Source organism: Klebsiella africana (assembly GCF_020526085.1).
Lineage (GTDB): Bacteria > Pseudomonadota > Gammaproteobacteria > Enterobacterales > Enterobacteriaceae > Klebsiella > Klebsiella africana.
The window spans coordinates 1053615-1067987 of the sequence record NZ_CP084874.1 but is presented as its reverse complement, the minus strand read 5'-3'; the positions used below and the strand labels follow the sequence as shown (position 1 = coordinate 1067987).

The following is a 14373-nucleotide window of genomic DNA, read 5'->3' as shown; positions in this document are numbered from 1 at the left end:
TTTAATTAGTTACAAAAAATGGCAACAATTATAATATATTATATTTGATATCTTTAAAAATCACTTATCCGTGAAAAGGTTATTAAGTCCTTTTAGATCTAAGCCACGCATGTTGGACTCTTCAATAAAATCACCAAATGCCAACATTAGCTCACCTAACTTATCCACTGGTAATTTTGGTCCATTTTTCAAAATAAATGGCATTATTTTGTTCATATGATCAACCGCCGCCTTTAAAACTTTATCATCTGACCAATCTTTCATATATCGGTTTTTACGATACCATAGTTTTCTTTCATCAGTGCGAGTTAAACTATTTGATTTAGGCTCTTCTTTCTCTTCTAAATTAATGAATAAATCTCTGGCATTGTCAATTTTCATAGTATTACGACCATTAAATTGAGACCACCCATTAGCAATATAATTCAAATATTCATTAATTTCTGCAGGGTTCTTAGCCGCATTAGAACCTTCTAAAATAATCACAACTGGATTACCGTTTATCTCATGTGTTTCAGATATAAATATTATATAGTCAATAGAGTTAAATCTATACTCTCCATCTTTTTTTTCTTTCATTCTTTGTTGTAATCGGTAAACAACTAAATCTGGTGATAATATTTTTATTTTCTCATTTAAAATGACAAGCACACCAACTGAATTATCTAAATTAAAAATATTTTTAGATGATTCTATTTGTTTACATGCCTGACTCAAATATGACTCAAGTAATTTTGTAATTCGAACAAATACTCTGTTTTTGATATCTTCACTATTAGGAAGATCTTTTATGACTAAATTGAAATCCCTTTCACCATAGAAAACAGGATAGTTTTCGTCATTGACATATTGCTCTAACTCAAGTTCGATTTTTTGAGATTGCTCTTGTGTTATACATTTTTGTTCAAAAATGATCTTCCTTCCCATTCCCAAATAATCAGCCTTTTTCTCTTTTCTGAGTTCCTCACTCAATTCTATTGAATCTATGCTTTCTATTGAAGGTAATGAAAGCATGAATTTTTCAAATCGTGAGTCAATACTCATAGTTAACTCCGGAATGATAAAAGATTAAAAGATATATGTGCTACGATATTGAATTTTCAAATTATTTACTCTTTGTAATCCATAATTAACTGAATATTATTACACTGAGCATAACCAATAATAAACTTATTCAAAATAACAAAAAAATAGAAATTAAATTATGATTGCAAAAATTCTTCATACAATACATGCCTCTCCTGCTCAGCCACACAAGCATCTACCAATCCTGTCATAACCCCAACAAACAGATCATTCCATCTCTGCCGTTCTCTCGCAGTATGCCAGTCCTCAGACAAAACTTTTTCCACAGAGATCCAGATAACTTCTGCACGGCTTGTATTTAATAGTTCCTTGAATATTTCGTCAGAAACAGTAAGAACATGTGAATAAATTTTATTATCAATAGTCCAGAAAGGTTCCGGTTCGATAAAGTCAACCAACGAAGTAAAAGCCAGTCCACGGACCTGTGCAGCCTCCATTGTGCTGCTGACCTTATGACGATCACGCCATGTTCTTAAATCACCTAAAAGATAATTTACTCGTTGATTCCTTGCTTTGCTGTCTTCTGCCTGATATTGGATATAAGCAGGGCCATTACCAGTCTGGCGATAACGAGCCAATGTTTTGACACTTACACCAAGATAAAGAGCCGAAACCTCAGCACTCAGGGTTGCATCATCTGGCATACTACCAAATAGCCGCCATACTTCGGCATGCTCCCTTAAAGTATCGATTGCACTCATTCCCTGTTCCCCTAATTTGTTGGCAATGGTTGATATTTCGCCGAAGCCAGAAGTGTATTATACAACTCTGGTGCAGTCATAAGCATATGGAGCTCAATACTTTGAAGTGCCTCATAAATTCGATCATTATCAGGCATTGCATACCGTTCAGTAGGATCAGTGGTATTGCGATGGTTGAGCAACCTTTTCACCACAGAATATGAAGTGAGCCCTTCTGCAACACGACCAAAGGTTCTTCGCAGGTCGTGCATCCCCAGCTTCGATATTCCTGCTTCCTGGCAGATATACTCGCGTAGGCTTTTGCTGTCTGAATAGTGCCCAACTTTGCTTCGCGACGACCGGGCAGGAAAAACCCATTTGCGTTTATCTGCTCGCTTTTCAGTCTCGTTGACTAAATCTCTTCGGTCTTCAAGAATTCGCTTCGTAGCATCACAAATTGGAAGTTCATGGTCGTTGCGGTTTTTAGTGTCGTAAAATCGAATTATCCTATTTTCAAGATCAACATAGCTGGTCGTTCTGGCTTCTTCTTCTGTCAGAGCTTCTCGCCAGCACAATGAAGCTGTTTCTTCTTTCCTGGCTCCTGTCAGAACAGTCAGCAAAAGATAATCGCATCCCAGGCGGTTGAAGCTTCTCTTGTTGTGCAATGCCGTTAAAAATCGCCCCAAGGTGTCTTTTGGCGACAGTGGGTTTCGTACACCTTTTGCGCGATAGCTTTCTTCAAGCTGTGAACGGGTTCTGAATTTTTTCTGTATCGTCAGAATTGAGAAAGGGTTGTAGCTTAGTGTCGGTTGTCGTTGTTGTGTCTGAGCATTTCCCGCTTCGATCTCAATCGCATGTCTTACCGCCACATTCACCCAGCGAAAAGTCTGCTCTGCCGCAGTTCTGGCTCTTGAAGCGATCTCATCAAACTTGCGCAATATCTCGTTGCCTGTCAGATCTTTTACTCTAAGATTTTCCCACTCTTTCAGGCGGTTTTCGGCTTTGTTCAGCACATTTAATGTGTTGGGCTTTGCCGGTTTCGATCTGCCCATAAGATGACTTCTGTATTGCGCAAAAACTTCACTGATCGTTAGCTCAGAAGCCTCTGCTTCTCGCTTTACTGCATTCGGATTTCGTCTGGTCAACTTCATAGTTTCAACGAATTTGCGAGCAGAATCGCGTGCCTGATCAATGTTGGCAAAATCTGAAACATTACCAATCGTAGATCTGATAACCTGTTTCGGTGCCTTGCCACCCGTCGAGGGTCGCTTGTCTGCTGATGCCACCCGTCGTTGAATGATATAGGTTTTTTTGGTGGCACTGATTTTGACACCGAAACCTACGGGTGAATCCCTGTGGTTGTCAGTGATAATATACGGCTTTCGTTCAGGATTGGGTAAGTATACTACTCGCCCTTGCTGGTCGAGATCTGGTTTCACGTCGATAGATAACTTATTGATTATAATCGACTGAGTAAGTGTCATTTTCATAAATGTATACCAGCAAGTCAGAGTGTATACCCGATACTAACCGGTATACTTCTGGTATACAAATTTATCGATTTATATGGGTTTAAAGCGGTTTCACATGGGGCCACATGGGTAATCGCAAGACTTAAAAAATGAGTAAAATCAATATGAAAGAGTCTATCGACAAGGATCTCTCAGACCATACGCCAATGATGCAGCAGTATCTCAAGCTGAAGGCGCAACATCCTGACATTCTGCTGTTTTACCGGATGGGGGATTTTTACGAGCTGTTTTATGACGATGCGAAACGCGCGTCGCAGCTGCTCGATATCTCGCTGACCAAGCGCGGCGCCTCCGCGGGCGAACCGATTCCCATGGCCGGCATCCCCCACCACGCCGTGGAGAACTACCTCGCCAAACTGGTCAATCAGGGCGAGTCGGTGGCCATTTGCGAGCAGATTGGCGACCCGGCCACCACCAAGGGACCGGTCGAGCGTAAAGTGGTGCGTATCGTTACGCCGGGCACCATCAGCGATGAAGCGCTGCTGCAGGAACGCCAGGACAACCTGCTGGCCGCCATCTGGCAGGACAGCAAGGGCTTTGGTTACGCGACGCTGGATATCAGCTCCGGGCGCTTTCGCCTGAGTGAACCGGCCGACCGCGAAACCATGGCGGCAGAGCTGCAGCGTACTAATCCGGCGGAACTGCTGTATGCGGAAGATTTTGCCGAATCGTCGCTGATCGAGGGCCGCCGCGGTCTGCGCCGTCGCCCGCTGTGGGAATTTGAAATCGACACCGCGCGCCAGCAGCTTAACCTGCAGTTCGGCACCCGCGATCTGGTCGGCTTCGGCGTCGAAAACGCCCCACGCGGCCTGTGCGCCGCCGGCTGCCTGCTGCAGTATGTCAAAGACACTCAGCGCACCTCGCTGCCGCACATCCGTTCCATCACCATGGAACGCCAGCAGGACAGCATCATTATGGATGCCGCCACCCGCCGTAACCTCGAGATCACCCAGAATCTGGCCGGCGGCACCGACAACACCCTGGCCTCGGTACTCGACTGTACGGTGACGCCGATGGGTAGCCGGATGCTCAAGCGCTGGCTGCATATGCCGGTCCGCGATACCGCCGTGCTGGTGGAGCGCCAGCAGACCATCGGCGCGCTGCAGGAGCGCTATACCGAGCTGCAGCCGGTGCTGCGCCAGGTCGGCGATTTGGAGCGTATTCTGGCGCGTCTGGCACTGCGTACCGCCCGACCGCGCGATCTGGCCCGCATGCGTCATGCCCTGCAGCAGCTGCCGCTGCTGCGTGAGATGCTGGCCGATGTTGACAGTCAGCCGGTGCAAAAATTGCGCGAGAAAATGGGCGAGTTCAGTGAACTGCGCGAACTACTGGAGCGCGCGGTGATCGACGCCCCGCCGGTGCTGGTCCGCGATGGCGGGGTCATCGCTCCGGGCTACAGCGAAGAGCTGGACGAATGGCGGGCGCTGGCCGATGGCGCCACCGATTATCTCGATAAGCTGGAGATCCGTGAGCGCGAGCGGCTGGGCCTTGATACCCTGAAAGTCGGCTACAACGCCGTCCACGGCTACTACATCCAGATCAGCCGCGGCCAGAGCCACCTCGCGCCGATCCACTACGTGCGCCGCCAGACGCTGAAAAACGCCGAACGCTACATTATTCCTGAGCTGAAGGAATACGAAGATAAGGTGCTGACCTCCAAGGGCAAAGCGCTGGCGCTGGAAAAACAGCTTTATGACGAGCTGTTCGACCTGCTGCTGCCGCATCTCGCCGACCTGCAAACCAGCGCCAGCGCGCTGGCCGAGCTGGACGTGCTGGTCAACCTGGCGGAACGCGCGGAAACCCTGAACTACTGCTGCCCGACCTTTAGCGATAAGCCTGGCATTCGCATCAGCGAAGGCCGCCATCCGGTGGTCGAGCAGGTGCTGAAAGAGCCGTTTATCGCTAACCCGCTACAGCTGGCTCCGCAGCGCCGGATGCTGATCATCACCGGGCCGAACATGGGCGGTAAAAGTACCTATATGCGCCAGACCGCGCTGATTGCGCTGCTGGCCTATATCGGCAGCTACGTCCCGGCGCAGAAGGTCGAGATCGGGCCCATCGATCGCATCTTCACCCGCGTCGGCGCGGCGGATGACCTGGCCAGCGGCCGCTCGACCTTTATGGTGGAGATGACTGAAACCGCCAATATCCTGCACAACGCCACCGAGCATAGCCTGGTGCTGATGGATGAGATTGGCCGCGGTACGTCCACCTACGACGGGCTATCGCTGGCGTGGGCCTGTGCGGAAAATCTGGCCAACAAAATCAAGGCGCTGACGCTGTTCGCCACCCACTACTTCGAGCTCACCCAGCTGCCGGAGAAAATGGAAGGTGTTGCCAACGTCCACCTCGACGCGCTGGAGCATGGCGACACCATCGCCTTTATGCACAGCGTGCAGGACGGCGCAGCCAGCAAGAGCTATGGCCTGGCGGTCGCCGCGCTGGCCGGGGTGCCGAAAGAGGTGATCAAGCGCGCGCGGCAGAAACTGCGCGAGCTGGAGAGTATCTCGCCCAACGCGGCGGCGACCCAGGTCGACGGCACGCAGATGTCGCTGCTCGCCGCCCCGGAAGAGACCTCGCCTGCGGTTGAGGCGCTGGAGAATCTTGATCCCGATTCCCTGACCCCGCGTCAGGCGCTGGAGTGGATCTACCGTCTGAAGAGTCTGGTCTAGTCAGGCATTAAGGTGAAAAACGGCAGCGCTGCGAAGCGCTGCCGTTTTAGCAAATAAAATGGGTGCTAGAGGATGCGTCCTGACAACCCATACGCGGGGTTGCCCCCGCGCGGATGCTACTTCTTCGATTCGTAAGCGAGAACAGCTTTAAACTCAATATTACGCTCTTTAATACTCAGCTCGCACAGTGAGCTGTGCACCAACAGCGTAAATCCCAGTACCGTAATACAGAGTACGATGATTGCCACAAGGGCATATTTTGTCAGCATATCTTGCCTCCCTGCAAAGAAGAGACTAACATCTGAATTGTCTATGTTCATTCGCTAGCCTCAGTTGATAGATATATCTCCTGGGGCTTTCGTCTGTCTGGAGTCCTTGTAATGCTCAAGGCCAGACAGCCTCAAGCACCCGCCGCTATTCTATACTCGTCAGGGTGTTAAATTTATCTTCAAGGAATTAATCAGACGGATTTTATAATAATCTGGAAGCAGACTCGTAAAGTCATCCCAGTATATTAACCCTTCACGTAATTTTTTAATTTAATGAAAAAATAGCTTCCATAATTGTACTAAATATAAAAAAGGCCCGACTTAGCGGGCCCCTTTCATTAACGCTTATCTTCCGACAATAGCGGCGGTACGTGCGGCACCTGCGGCGCCTCATCAATATCTTTCTGCGTCATGCGGAACGCTTCCGGATAGTGTTCGCGACTGGTGCGGCGCAGCGGCTCGGTATTTCGCCAGGTATAAAGACAGTGCTGGCACTGATACACGGTCCAGACCCCTTTCACCGGCGATGTCGCCATGACTTCAATTTTTTCATCGGCGCAACGTGGACAAATCATCATCTTCTCCTTATTTACGGTTGGCCAGCATAGCGGTCAGTTTTTCAGCCCAGGCTTTGGTTTCCGGCAGATCCTGCACCGGCTGGCTGTAGTGGCCGCGAAGGTCCGGCGCAACCGGGGTGGTGGCGTCGATAATCAGTTTGTCGGTGATCCCCGCCGGACTGGAGCCTGGATCAAGTTCAAGGACCGACATGTTCGGCAACTGCACCAGGTCTCCCGCCGGGTTAACCTTCGAGGAGAGCGCCCACATCACCTGCGGCAGGTTGAACGGATCCACGTCTTCATCGACCATGATCACCATCTTCACATAGCCAAGGCCATGCGGGGTGGTCATCGCCCGCATCCCCACTGCACGGGCAAAGCCGCCGTAGCGTTTTTTGGTGGAGATAATTGCCAGCAGACCATGGGTGTACATGGCGTTGACCGCCTGCACTTCCGGGAAATCTGCTTTCAGCTGCTGATATAGCGGCACGCAGGTCACCGGGCCCATCAGGTAGTCAATTTCGGTCCACGGCATGCCAAGATAGAGGGATTCAAAAATCGGTTTCGTGCGATACGAGACTTTGTCGATACGTACCACCGTCATGTTACGACAGCCGGAGTAGTGACCGGTAAACTCGCCAAACGGCCCTTCGACTTCACGTTTGCGTCCTTCAATTACCCCTTCGAGGATCACTTCGGAGCCCCACGGCACATCAAAACCGGTCAGCGGTGCGGTGGCGATCGGATACGGACTTTCGCGCAGCGCACCAGCCATCTCATATTCAGACTGATCGTATTTCAGCGGCGTAGCGCCCATCAGGGTAATGATCGGATCGTTACCGAGGGTAATAGCGATCGGCAGATCTTCCCCACGCTCTTCCGCTTTATGCAGATGCAGCGCGATATCGTGCATCGGTACTGGCTGCAGGCCGAGCTTGCGCTTGCCCTTCACTTCCATACGGTAGATGCCGACGTTCTGCTTGCCGAAGTTATCTTTATCCAGCGGATCGCGGGACACCACGCACGCTTTATCAAGGTAGAAACCGCCGTCGCCATCATTGAGGCGGAACAGCGGCAGAATATCGAACAGGTTGATATCATCGCCATCAACAGTATTTTCTGCCCAGGCCGGGTTGGCGCGGCGTTCCGGAGCGACGGGAAAATTATCCCAGCGACGGATAATCTCATCAATCTGCTTTTTCACCGGGGTGTTGGGCGCCAGGCCCAGTGAGATAGCGTGGTTCTGCCAGGAACCAATGGTGTTCATGACTACCCGCGCATCGGTAAAGCCGCGAATATTGTCAAACCATAACGCCGGGGCGCCATCGCCGATACGTCCGGTGGCATTGGCGGCCGCCGCTATATCAGGCTCCGCATTCACCTCTTCACTGATTTTCAGCAGTTGTCCCTGGTCATCCAGCGCCTGCAAAAAGCTGCGCAAATCATCAAAAGCCATTATTCGATCTCCTGTGCAAATTGTTCTGCCGTGCGTAAACCGTTCCAGCGGCGCGCTTTGTGATAGTCGAGGCCAAACTGATCCAGCACCCGGGTAACAATATGATGAGTGATATCGTCAACCGTCTCCGGGTGGTTGTAGTAAGCCGGCATCGGCGGGACCATCGCCACGCCCATGCGCGACAGCGCCAGCATGTTCTCCAGATGGATTGTGCTGAGCGGCATTTCCCGCGGGACCAACACCAGCTTGCGCCCCTCTTTGAGCACCACGTCCGCCGCACGGCCCACCAGCCCTTCGGCATAGCCTGCGCGAATACCTGCCAGCGTTTTCATACTGCAGGGAATGACGATCATGCCGTCGGTGCGAAATGAACCTGAGGAGATGGTGGCGGCCTGGTCAGCCGGGCTGTGGCAAAAGTCCGCCAGCGCGGCCACTTCGCGTGCTGTCCAGGGCGTTTCCAGCTCGATGGTGGTTTTAGCCCATTTCGACATCACCAGATGGGTTTCCACCTCCGGCATGTCGCGCAACGCCTGCAGCAATGCCACCCCAAGCGGTGCGCCGGTGGCCCCCGTCATCCCAATAATCAGTTTCATTTAAGACCTCATTACTTTTGTTCGTGTACGAACTTTGCAATTAAACTACCCCCTCCAGGCCTTATTGGCAAGATCGTTCGTATACGTGCGCATTTTTAATCAAAACGTAGAAAGGGTATAAAAAGGCGTACGAACAGCTATCATAGAGGTGACAGTTTTGTTACGGAGTCGTCATGGAGTTAAGAAACGAAGCATTCCACCTGCTGCGCCAGCTTTTTCAGCAACATACCGCCCGCTGGCAGCAGGCGTTACCGGACCTGACCAAGCCTCAGTATGCGGTGATGCGCTCAGTAGCGGAGCAGCCAGGGATCGAGCAGGTTGTGCTGATTGAAGCGGCAGTCAGCACTAAGGCCACGCTGGCGGAGATGCTCAGCCGGATGGAAGCGCGTGGTCTGGTGCGCCGCGAGCACGATCCGGCTGATAAACGCCGCCGCTTCGTCTATCTGACGGAGGAAGGCGAAGCGTTGCTTAACCGTTCGATTCCACACGGAAATGAGGTTGATGACGAATTTCTCGGCCGCCTGAGCGATGACGAGCGCGAGCAGTTCTCCCGTCTGGTGCGCAAAATGATGGCGCCCTGAACGGGCGCTTAACCGACCTTCTCGCGCAGGAAGTCAATAAATGCCCGCACCCGGGTCGGCAAATGCTGCGAGTCGGGGTAAAGAGCATACACGCCCTGCTGAGGGAAGTGATATTCCGGCAGGAGCGGCACCAGCTCCCGCTGCGCCACCTTTTCGGCTACCAGCCATGCCGGCAGCAAGGCGACGCCGCATCCCGCCAGAGCAAAGCTCATCAGCGCCGTAGCGCTATCAGCTGAAAACCGCGGCGCGTGGGCTATCGCGAAATCCACCTCTGTCTGGTGATCCGTTCGCAGCTGCCAGCGCAACGGCGCCGGCAGACGCTCATGAATAATCCACTCAGCTTGCGCCAGATCGGACAGCGTCTGCACCGGATGGCTTGCCAGCCAGGCTGGGGAAGCCACGGGCAGGATCGCGAAACTGGCTATCCGCGTCGCCCGATAGCGGGAATCGACCAGCGTACCGAGGCGTATCGCCACATCAAATCGTTCTGAAATGAGGTCCGCATGATGGGAGGAGGAGACGTGGCGCACCCGCAGCGCCGGATGACGACGGGCGAACGCGGCCAGCGCCGGAATGATAACCTGCGCGCCATACTCCGGCGTGGTGGTGATCCGTAGCTCCCCGCTTAAGCCGCTATGGCTGGCCCGCACTTCATCCTGCAGATTTTCCGCCGCGTTCAGGAGCGCCACTCCACGCTGATAGAACAGCGCCCCGGCATCGGTGAGCCGCAAACGCCGCGTCGAACGCAGCAGCAGCGTGACCCCCAGCTCATTTTCCAGCTGCCGTACGTTAAAGCTGACCACCGCCTTGGTCTGCCCCAGCGCCGCAGCGGCCAGGGTAAAGCTGCCGGCGTCTACCACGGCGATAAACATGGTCACGCGCTGAAGATTAAGCATCGTCGTCCGGATGATTGTCAAAAATATTCAGACAGTATATCCCGATTAGTCCCGTTTATCCCTCGCGGCGGCAGGTTTACAGTAGCCGCCTGTCTGAGGGAGTGAACCATGACCTATCGCCACCGCGTTGCTACCGTTTTTCTGTTCGGCTTTTTTCTCGATTTAATCAATATGTTTATCGCCAGCATCGCCTTTCCGGCCATCAGCCGCGCGTTGGGAGTTTCCGTCTCGCAGCTGGCGTGGGTCAGCAATGCCTATATTCTCGGCCTGACGGTCGTCATACCGTTCAGCGCCTGGCTCAGCCAGCGCTGGGGGGCAAAACGGCTGTTTTTACTCTCGCTGGGGCTGTTCAGCCTCGGCGCACTGGCGGCAGGACTTGCCAACAGCCTGAGCGAACTGCTTTTATGGCGGACGCTGCAGGGGATGGGCGGCGGGCTGTTAATCCCTCTCGGCCAGGCGCTGACGTGGCCGCTGTTTCAACCACATGAGCGGGCGAAGCTGTCGGCGGCGGTGATGCTGGTCGGCCTGCTGGCCCCCGCCTGCTCGCCAGCGATCGGCGGCCTGTTAGTCGAGGCGTGCAGCTGGCGCTGGGTCTTTTTCGCCAGCCTGCCTGTAGCTCTGCTAACCTTTGTGCTGGCGGTGCAATGGCTGAACGACAGCCCCGGTCCGGTTCGCCCGACTCGCTTTCTTCCGCTGTCGCTGCTGGCCGATCCCCTGCTGCGCTTCGCGATGCTGATCTACCTCTGCGTGCCGGGGATGTTTATTGGCGTCAACGTGGTGGGGATGTTCTACCTGCAACGCGTCACCGGGATGGCGCCAGGGGCAATCGGTGCCCTGATGGTGCCCTGGTCTCTGGCCTCGTTTGCCGCCATCACCTTTACCGGCAGATATTTCAACCGCTTCGGGCCACGGCCGCTGGTCGTCATCGGCTGCCTGCTTCAGGCGGCGGGGATCCTGCTGCTGCTGAAGATCGATGCGCAGAATCCACTGGCGCTGTTAATTCTCGCCTTTACGCTAATGGGCGGCGGCGGCAGCTTATGCAGCAGCACCGCGCAAAGCAGCGCTTTCCTGCATACGCCTGCCGGAGAGATGCCTGACGCCAGCGCGCTATGGAACCTTAACCGCCAGGTCAGTTTCTTTGTCGGCAGCGCGCTGCTCGCCCTGCTGCTGAGGGTATTCCCGCCGGCCTACGCCTGGCAGGGGGTATTTATCAGCGCCGCCGTCATTACCCTGTTGCCGCTGCTGTTTTGCCTGCGGCTGAATAATCGGGCGATTATCCATCGCCTGCACACCACTCTGGAGAAGTCATGAATCCTTATCTGCAGGAAGTCCTCGATGCCCATGTCCTTATCGAACGCTGGTTAAGCCATGGCGAAGGAAGCGCGCAGGCGCTGATGAAGCGTTTTGCCGCCGAATTCGCCATGATCCCCTTGAACGGTGAGAAGATGGACTACCCAACGGTGAGCCGTTTTTTCCACCACGCCGGCGGCAGCCGTCCGGGGTTAGACATCGTAGTGGATCAGCTGGAAATCATCAGCGAGTGGCACGACGGCGCCGCAGTGCTATATCGTGAAAGCCAAACGCTGGCGGATAGCAGTAATAACGTACGCTGGTCGACGGTGGTTTTTCAGCAAACAGACGGGAAAATTATCTGGCGCCATCTGCAGGAAACCCGCCTCGGCTAGGACAAAGAAAAAGGCCCCGACTTTCGAGGGGGCCTTTTTGAGAGAAAACGTCTTATTCGCGGAAGAGCGCTTCGATATTCAGCCCTTGTCCCTGCAGAATTTCCCGCAGGCGACGCAGACCTTCCACCTGGATCTGACGCACACGCTCGCGGGTCAGGCCAATTTCACGGCCCACATCCTCCAGCGTAGCTGCTTCATAACCCAGCAGACCAAAACGACGTGCCAGAACTTCACGCTGCTTGGCGTTCAGTTCGAACAGCCATTTGACGATACTTTGCTTCATATCATCGTCCTGCGTGGTGTCTTCCGGGCCGTTCTCTTTCTCATCGGCCAGAATATCCAGCAGCGCTTTTTCTGAATCGCCCCCCAGCGGGGTATCCACGGAGGTGATGCGCTCGTTCAGACGCAGCATACGGCTGACGTCATCGACCGGTTTGTCCAGCTGTTCGGCAATCTCTTCCGCGCTAGGCTCGTGGTCCAGCTTATGGGACAACTCGCGCGCGGTACGCAGATAGACGTTCAGCTCTTTAACAATATGGATCGGCAAACGGATCGTCCGGGTTTGGTTCATGATCGCCCGTTCAATGGTCTGGCGGATCCACCAGGTCGCATAGGTCGAAAAACGGAACCCACGTTCCGGGTCAAACTTCTCAACAGCGCGGATAAGGCCGAGGTTACCTTCTTCAATCAGATCCAGCAGCGCCAGACCACGATTACTGTAACGACGGGCAATCTTCACCACCAGACGCAGGTTACTTTCAATCATGCGACGGCGTGAAGCGACATCACCACGCAGTGCGCGACGCGCGAAATAGACTTCCTCTTCCGCGGTCAGCAGTGGGGAATAACCAATCTCTCCAAGATAAAGCTGAGTGGCGTCAAGTACGCGCTGGGTTGCGCCTTGCGACAGTAGCTCTTCCTCAGCCAGATCGCTATCACTGGGTTCCTCTTCTACTAAGGCCTTCTCGTCGAAAACCTCAATTCCGTTCTCATCAAATTCCGCGTCTTCATTTAAATCATGAACTTTCAGCGTATTCTGACTCATAAAGGTGGCTCCTACCCGTGATCCCTGAGCAAAGCACCTTCCACGGCACATCAACAAAAGACGCCTGGACGATTTCCCCTACTCCTCTCTGTGAGAGGCGCATAGACACCGCCCTGGCGCCTGTTAGCTGATGCTTCGCTTATCCGTACTTTGCCAAATTATCGCTGCGGTAAGTACTGCAGCGGGTTGACGGATTTCCCCTTGTAACGAATTTCAAAATGTAATCTTGTTGAGCTGGTTCCGGTGCTACCCATGGTAGCGATTTTCTGCCCCGCTTTGACTTCCTGTTGCTCCCGAACCAGCATGGTATCGTTATGAGCGTAGGCACTCAGGTAATCATCGTTGTGTTTGATGATAATAAGATTACCGTAGCCGCGCAGTGCGTTACCGGCATAGACGACGCGCCCATCGGCGGTCGCGACAATAGCCTGTCCCTTACTGCCTGCAATGTCGATACCTTTATTGCCGCCTTCCGCGCCACTAAAGTTCTCGATAACTTTGCCATCAGTCGGCCAGCGCCATGCTGAGATCGGCGAACTGGTTGACGTACTGCTTGCAGTCGGCTGGGTTGTGCTCACCGTTGTGGGTGCCGTTACCGGCGCGACAACCGTTGTGGTTGTGGTCGCTGGTTTATTATTAGGCAACATCTTGGTAGCACTCTGTTCACCTGAAGATTCAGAATACGTAATAGTCGGTTGTGAAGCAACCACCGCGGTGGATTTTTGTGCAGAAGTTGTGCTGGCCGTCGCACCGCCGCTCGCTCTTGCGCTGGCCTGAGAAACGGCGTTTTCACCGGTGATTGGCTGACCTGCCGCATTGCCAACCTGCAGCACCTGCCCGACGTTCAACGCATACGGGGCTGGGACGTTGTTGCGTTGCGCCAGATCGCGGAAATCGTTGCCGGTAACCCAGGCGATATAGAACAGCGTATCACCGCGTTTTACCGTATAGGTACTGCCGCCGGTATAGCTACCTTTCGGAATATCGCCATATTTGCGGTTGTAAACAATCCGGCCATTTACCGTCTGCACGGGCTCCTGGGCCATCGGCGTCGGCTGCGGCTGAATGGTCTGGGTCTGCACCGGCTGGATCGGCTGCGCCTGAGGAGCGGACGTCACGCCGGAGGATGGCGGCGTAATCAACATGCCAGAGTTGGTGCTGGAAGAGGCGGCACCGCCGGCAGAGCTGACCGGCGCCGGCGGATTATTGGTATTGCTACATCCGGCCAGCCAGAGTGAAACCAGTGAAAGAGCCGCAATACGGCTAACGGTAAATTTGGTGCTTCCCGCGCTCATTTATCCCCCAGGAATATGTTAACTGC

General features: G+C 53.4%; 14 protein-coding genes. 4 read left to right on the top strand and 10 right to left on the bottom strand.

Features of this window, described 5'->3' with window-relative positions:
- Positions 1 to 60 precede the first annotated feature (60 nt).
- From LGL98_RS05225 to LGL98_RS05215, 3 genes are all read right to left on the bottom strand, one after another.
- Positions 61 to 1044, bottom strand: a complete 984-nt coding sequence (locus tag LGL98_RS05225) for a hypothetical protein (protein WP_004174655.1) — start codon at positions 1042 to 1044, stop codon at positions 61 to 63.
- A gap of 158 nt (positions 1045 to 1202) precedes the next feature.
- Positions 1203 to 1787: a hypothetical protein gene (locus tag LGL98_RS05220; RefSeq protein WP_004174654.1), complete on the bottom strand. Its 585-nt coding sequence runs from the start codon at positions 1785 to 1787 to the stop codon at positions 1203 to 1205.
- Between the two features lie 11 nt (positions 1788 to 1798).
- Positions 1799 to 3256 (bottom strand): tyrosine-type recombinase/integrase, encoded by a 1458-nt coding sequence (locus LGL98_RS05215; protein WP_004174653.1) that lies wholly within the window; start codon positions 3254 to 3256, stop codon positions 1799 to 1801.
- A 146-nt stretch (positions 3257 to 3402) separates the two neighbouring features.
- Here LGL98_RS05215 and mutS point away from each other — a divergent pair, with 146 nt between their 5' ends.
- Positions 3403 to 5970: a DNA mismatch repair protein MutS gene (gene mutS / locus LGL98_RS05210; RefSeq protein WP_136033041.1), complete on the top strand. Its 2568-nt coding sequence runs from the start codon at positions 3403 to 3405 to the stop codon at positions 5968 to 5970.
- A 116-nt stretch (positions 5971 to 6086) separates the two neighbouring features.
- Here the strand turns inward: mutS and LGL98_RS05205 are convergent, their stop codons facing one another.
- The 4 genes from LGL98_RS05205 to LGL98_RS05190 all read right to left on the bottom strand — a co-directional run bounded on the left by LGL98_RS05205 (position 6087) and on the right by LGL98_RS05190 (position 8845).
- The gene (locus LGL98_RS05205) at positions 6087 to 6239 is read right to left on the bottom strand and encodes a Hok/Gef family protein (RefSeq protein ID WP_002915097.1); all 153 of its coding nucleotides are present in this window, start codon (positions 6237 to 6239) and stop codon (positions 6087 to 6089) included.
- Positions 6240 to 6577: 338 nt separating this feature from the next.
- Entirely contained in the window at positions 6578 to 6814 is a 237-nt protein-coding gene (locus LGL98_RS05200) for a non-oxidative hydroxyarylic acid decarboxylases subunit D (protein WP_095032812.1), read from the bottom strand.
- A 10-nt stretch (positions 6815 to 6824) separates the two neighbouring features.
- Complete coding sequence (locus tag LGL98_RS05195) at positions 6825 to 8252, bottom strand: non-oxidative hydroxyarylic acid decarboxylases subunit C (RefSeq protein ID WP_136033040.1); 1428 nt, start codon at positions 8250 to 8252, stop codon at positions 6825 to 6827.
- Positions 8252 to 8845 (bottom strand): non-oxidative hydroxyarylic acid decarboxylases subunit B, encoded by a 594-nt coding sequence (locus LGL98_RS05190; protein WP_136033038.1) that lies wholly within the window; start codon positions 8843 to 8845, stop codon positions 8252 to 8254. Before LGL98_RS05190 ends, LGL98_RS05195 begins: the two co-directional genes overlap by 1 nt.
- Before the next feature lie 173 nt (positions 8846 to 9018).
- Between LGL98_RS05190 and LGL98_RS05185 the strand changes: the two genes are divergently transcribed.
- Entirely contained in the window at positions 9019 to 9426 is a 408-nt protein-coding gene (locus tag LGL98_RS05185; RefSeq protein ID WP_136033036.1) for a MarR family winged helix-turn-helix transcriptional regulator, read from the top strand.
- 8 nt (positions 9427 to 9434) lie between these two features.
- On the opposite strand, the gene LGL98_RS05180 is transcribed toward LGL98_RS05185, so the two are convergent.
- A complete protein-coding gene (locus LGL98_RS05180; protein ID WP_136033034.1) occupies positions 9435 to 10322 on the bottom strand; it encodes a LysR family transcriptional regulator in 888 nt (295 codons plus the stop codon).
- Between the two features lie 108 nt (positions 10323 to 10430).
- Here LGL98_RS05180 and LGL98_RS05175 point away from each other — a divergent pair, with 108 nt between their 5' ends.
- Together LGL98_RS05175 and LGL98_RS05170 are read left to right on the top strand one after the other, a co-directional pair.
- Entirely contained in the window at positions 10431 to 11633 is a 1203-nt protein-coding gene (locus tag LGL98_RS05175; RefSeq protein ID WP_136033033.1) for an MFS transporter, read from the top strand.
- Positions 11630 to 12007, top strand: coding sequence for a DUF4440 domain-containing protein (locus LGL98_RS05170; RefSeq protein WP_136033031.1), 378 nt, complete (start codon positions 11630 to 11632; stop codon positions 12005 to 12007). Before LGL98_RS05175 ends, LGL98_RS05170 begins: the two co-directional genes overlap by 4 nt.
- A 52-nt stretch (positions 12008 to 12059) precedes the next feature.
- Here LGL98_RS05170 and rpoS read toward each other — a convergent pair whose 3' ends face one another.
- Positions 12060 to 13052, bottom strand: coding sequence for an RNA polymerase sigma factor RpoS (rpoS, locus tag LGL98_RS05165; protein WP_002915106.1), 993 nt, complete (start codon positions 13050 to 13052; stop codon positions 12060 to 12062).
- A 158-nt stretch (positions 13053 to 13210) separates the two neighbouring features.
- Positions 13211 to 14347, bottom strand: coding sequence for a murein hydrolase activator NlpD (nlpD, locus tag LGL98_RS05160; protein WP_136033029.1), 1137 nt, complete (start codon positions 14345 to 14347; stop codon positions 13211 to 13213).
- Between the last annotated feature and the right edge of the window lie 26 nt (positions 14348 to 14373).

What these genes read in the sequence shown, in the direction of transcription:
- LGL98_RS05170 (WP_136033031.1), top strand. Translation starts at nt 11,630, where the DNA reads ATGAATCCTTATCTGCAGGAAGTCCTCGATGCCCATGTCCTTATCGAA.
- LGL98_RS05185 (WP_136033036.1), top strand. Translation starts at nt 9,019, where the DNA reads ATGGAGTTAAGAAACGAAGCATTCCACCTGCTGCGCCAGCTTTTTCAG.
- LGL98_RS05220 (WP_004174654.1), bottom strand. Translation starts at nt 1,787, where the DNA reads ATGAGTGCAATCGATACTTTAAGGGAGCATGCCGAAGTATGGCGGCTA.
- rpoS (WP_002915106.1), bottom strand. Translation starts at nt 13,052, where the DNA reads ATGAGTCAGAATACGCTGAAAGTTCATGATTTAAATGAAGACGCGGAA.
- LGL98_RS05200 (WP_095032812.1), bottom strand. Translation starts at nt 6,814, where the DNA reads ATGATTTGTCCACGTTGCGCCGATGAAAAAATTGAAGTCATGGCGACA.
- LGL98_RS05205 (WP_002915097.1), bottom strand. Translation starts at nt 6,239, where the DNA reads ATGCTGACAAAATATGCCCTTGTGGCAATCATCGTACTCTGTATTACG.
- LGL98_RS05175 (WP_136033033.1), top strand. Translation starts at nt 10,431, where the DNA reads ATGACCTATCGCCACCGCGTTGCTACCGTTTTTCTGTTCGGCTTTTTT.
- mutS (WP_136033041.1), top strand. Translation starts at nt 3,403, where the DNA reads ATGAAAGAGTCTATCGACAAGGATCTCTCAGACCATACGCCAATGATG.
- LGL98_RS05225 (WP_004174655.1), bottom strand. Translation starts at nt 1,044, where the DNA reads ATGAGTATTGACTCACGATTTGAAAAATTCATGCTTTCATTACCTTCA.
- LGL98_RS05190 (WP_136033038.1), bottom strand. Translation starts at nt 8,845, where the DNA reads ATGAAACTGATTATTGGGATGACGGGGGCCACCGGCGCACCGCTTGGG.
- LGL98_RS05195 (WP_136033040.1), bottom strand. Translation starts at nt 8,252, where the DNA reads ATGGCTTTTGATGATTTGCGCAGCTTTTTGCAGGCGCTGGATGACCAG.
- nlpD (WP_136033029.1), bottom strand. Translation starts at nt 14,347, where the DNA reads ATGAGCGCGGGAAGCACCAAATTTACCGTTAGCCGTATTGCGGCTCTT.
- LGL98_RS05215 (WP_004174653.1), bottom strand. Translation starts at nt 3,256, where the DNA reads ATGAAAATGACACTTACTCAGTCGATTATAATCAATAAGTTATCTATC.
- LGL98_RS05180 (WP_136033034.1), bottom strand. Translation starts at nt 10,322, where the DNA reads ATGCTTAATCTTCAGCGCGTGACCATGTTTATCGCCGTGGTAGACGCC.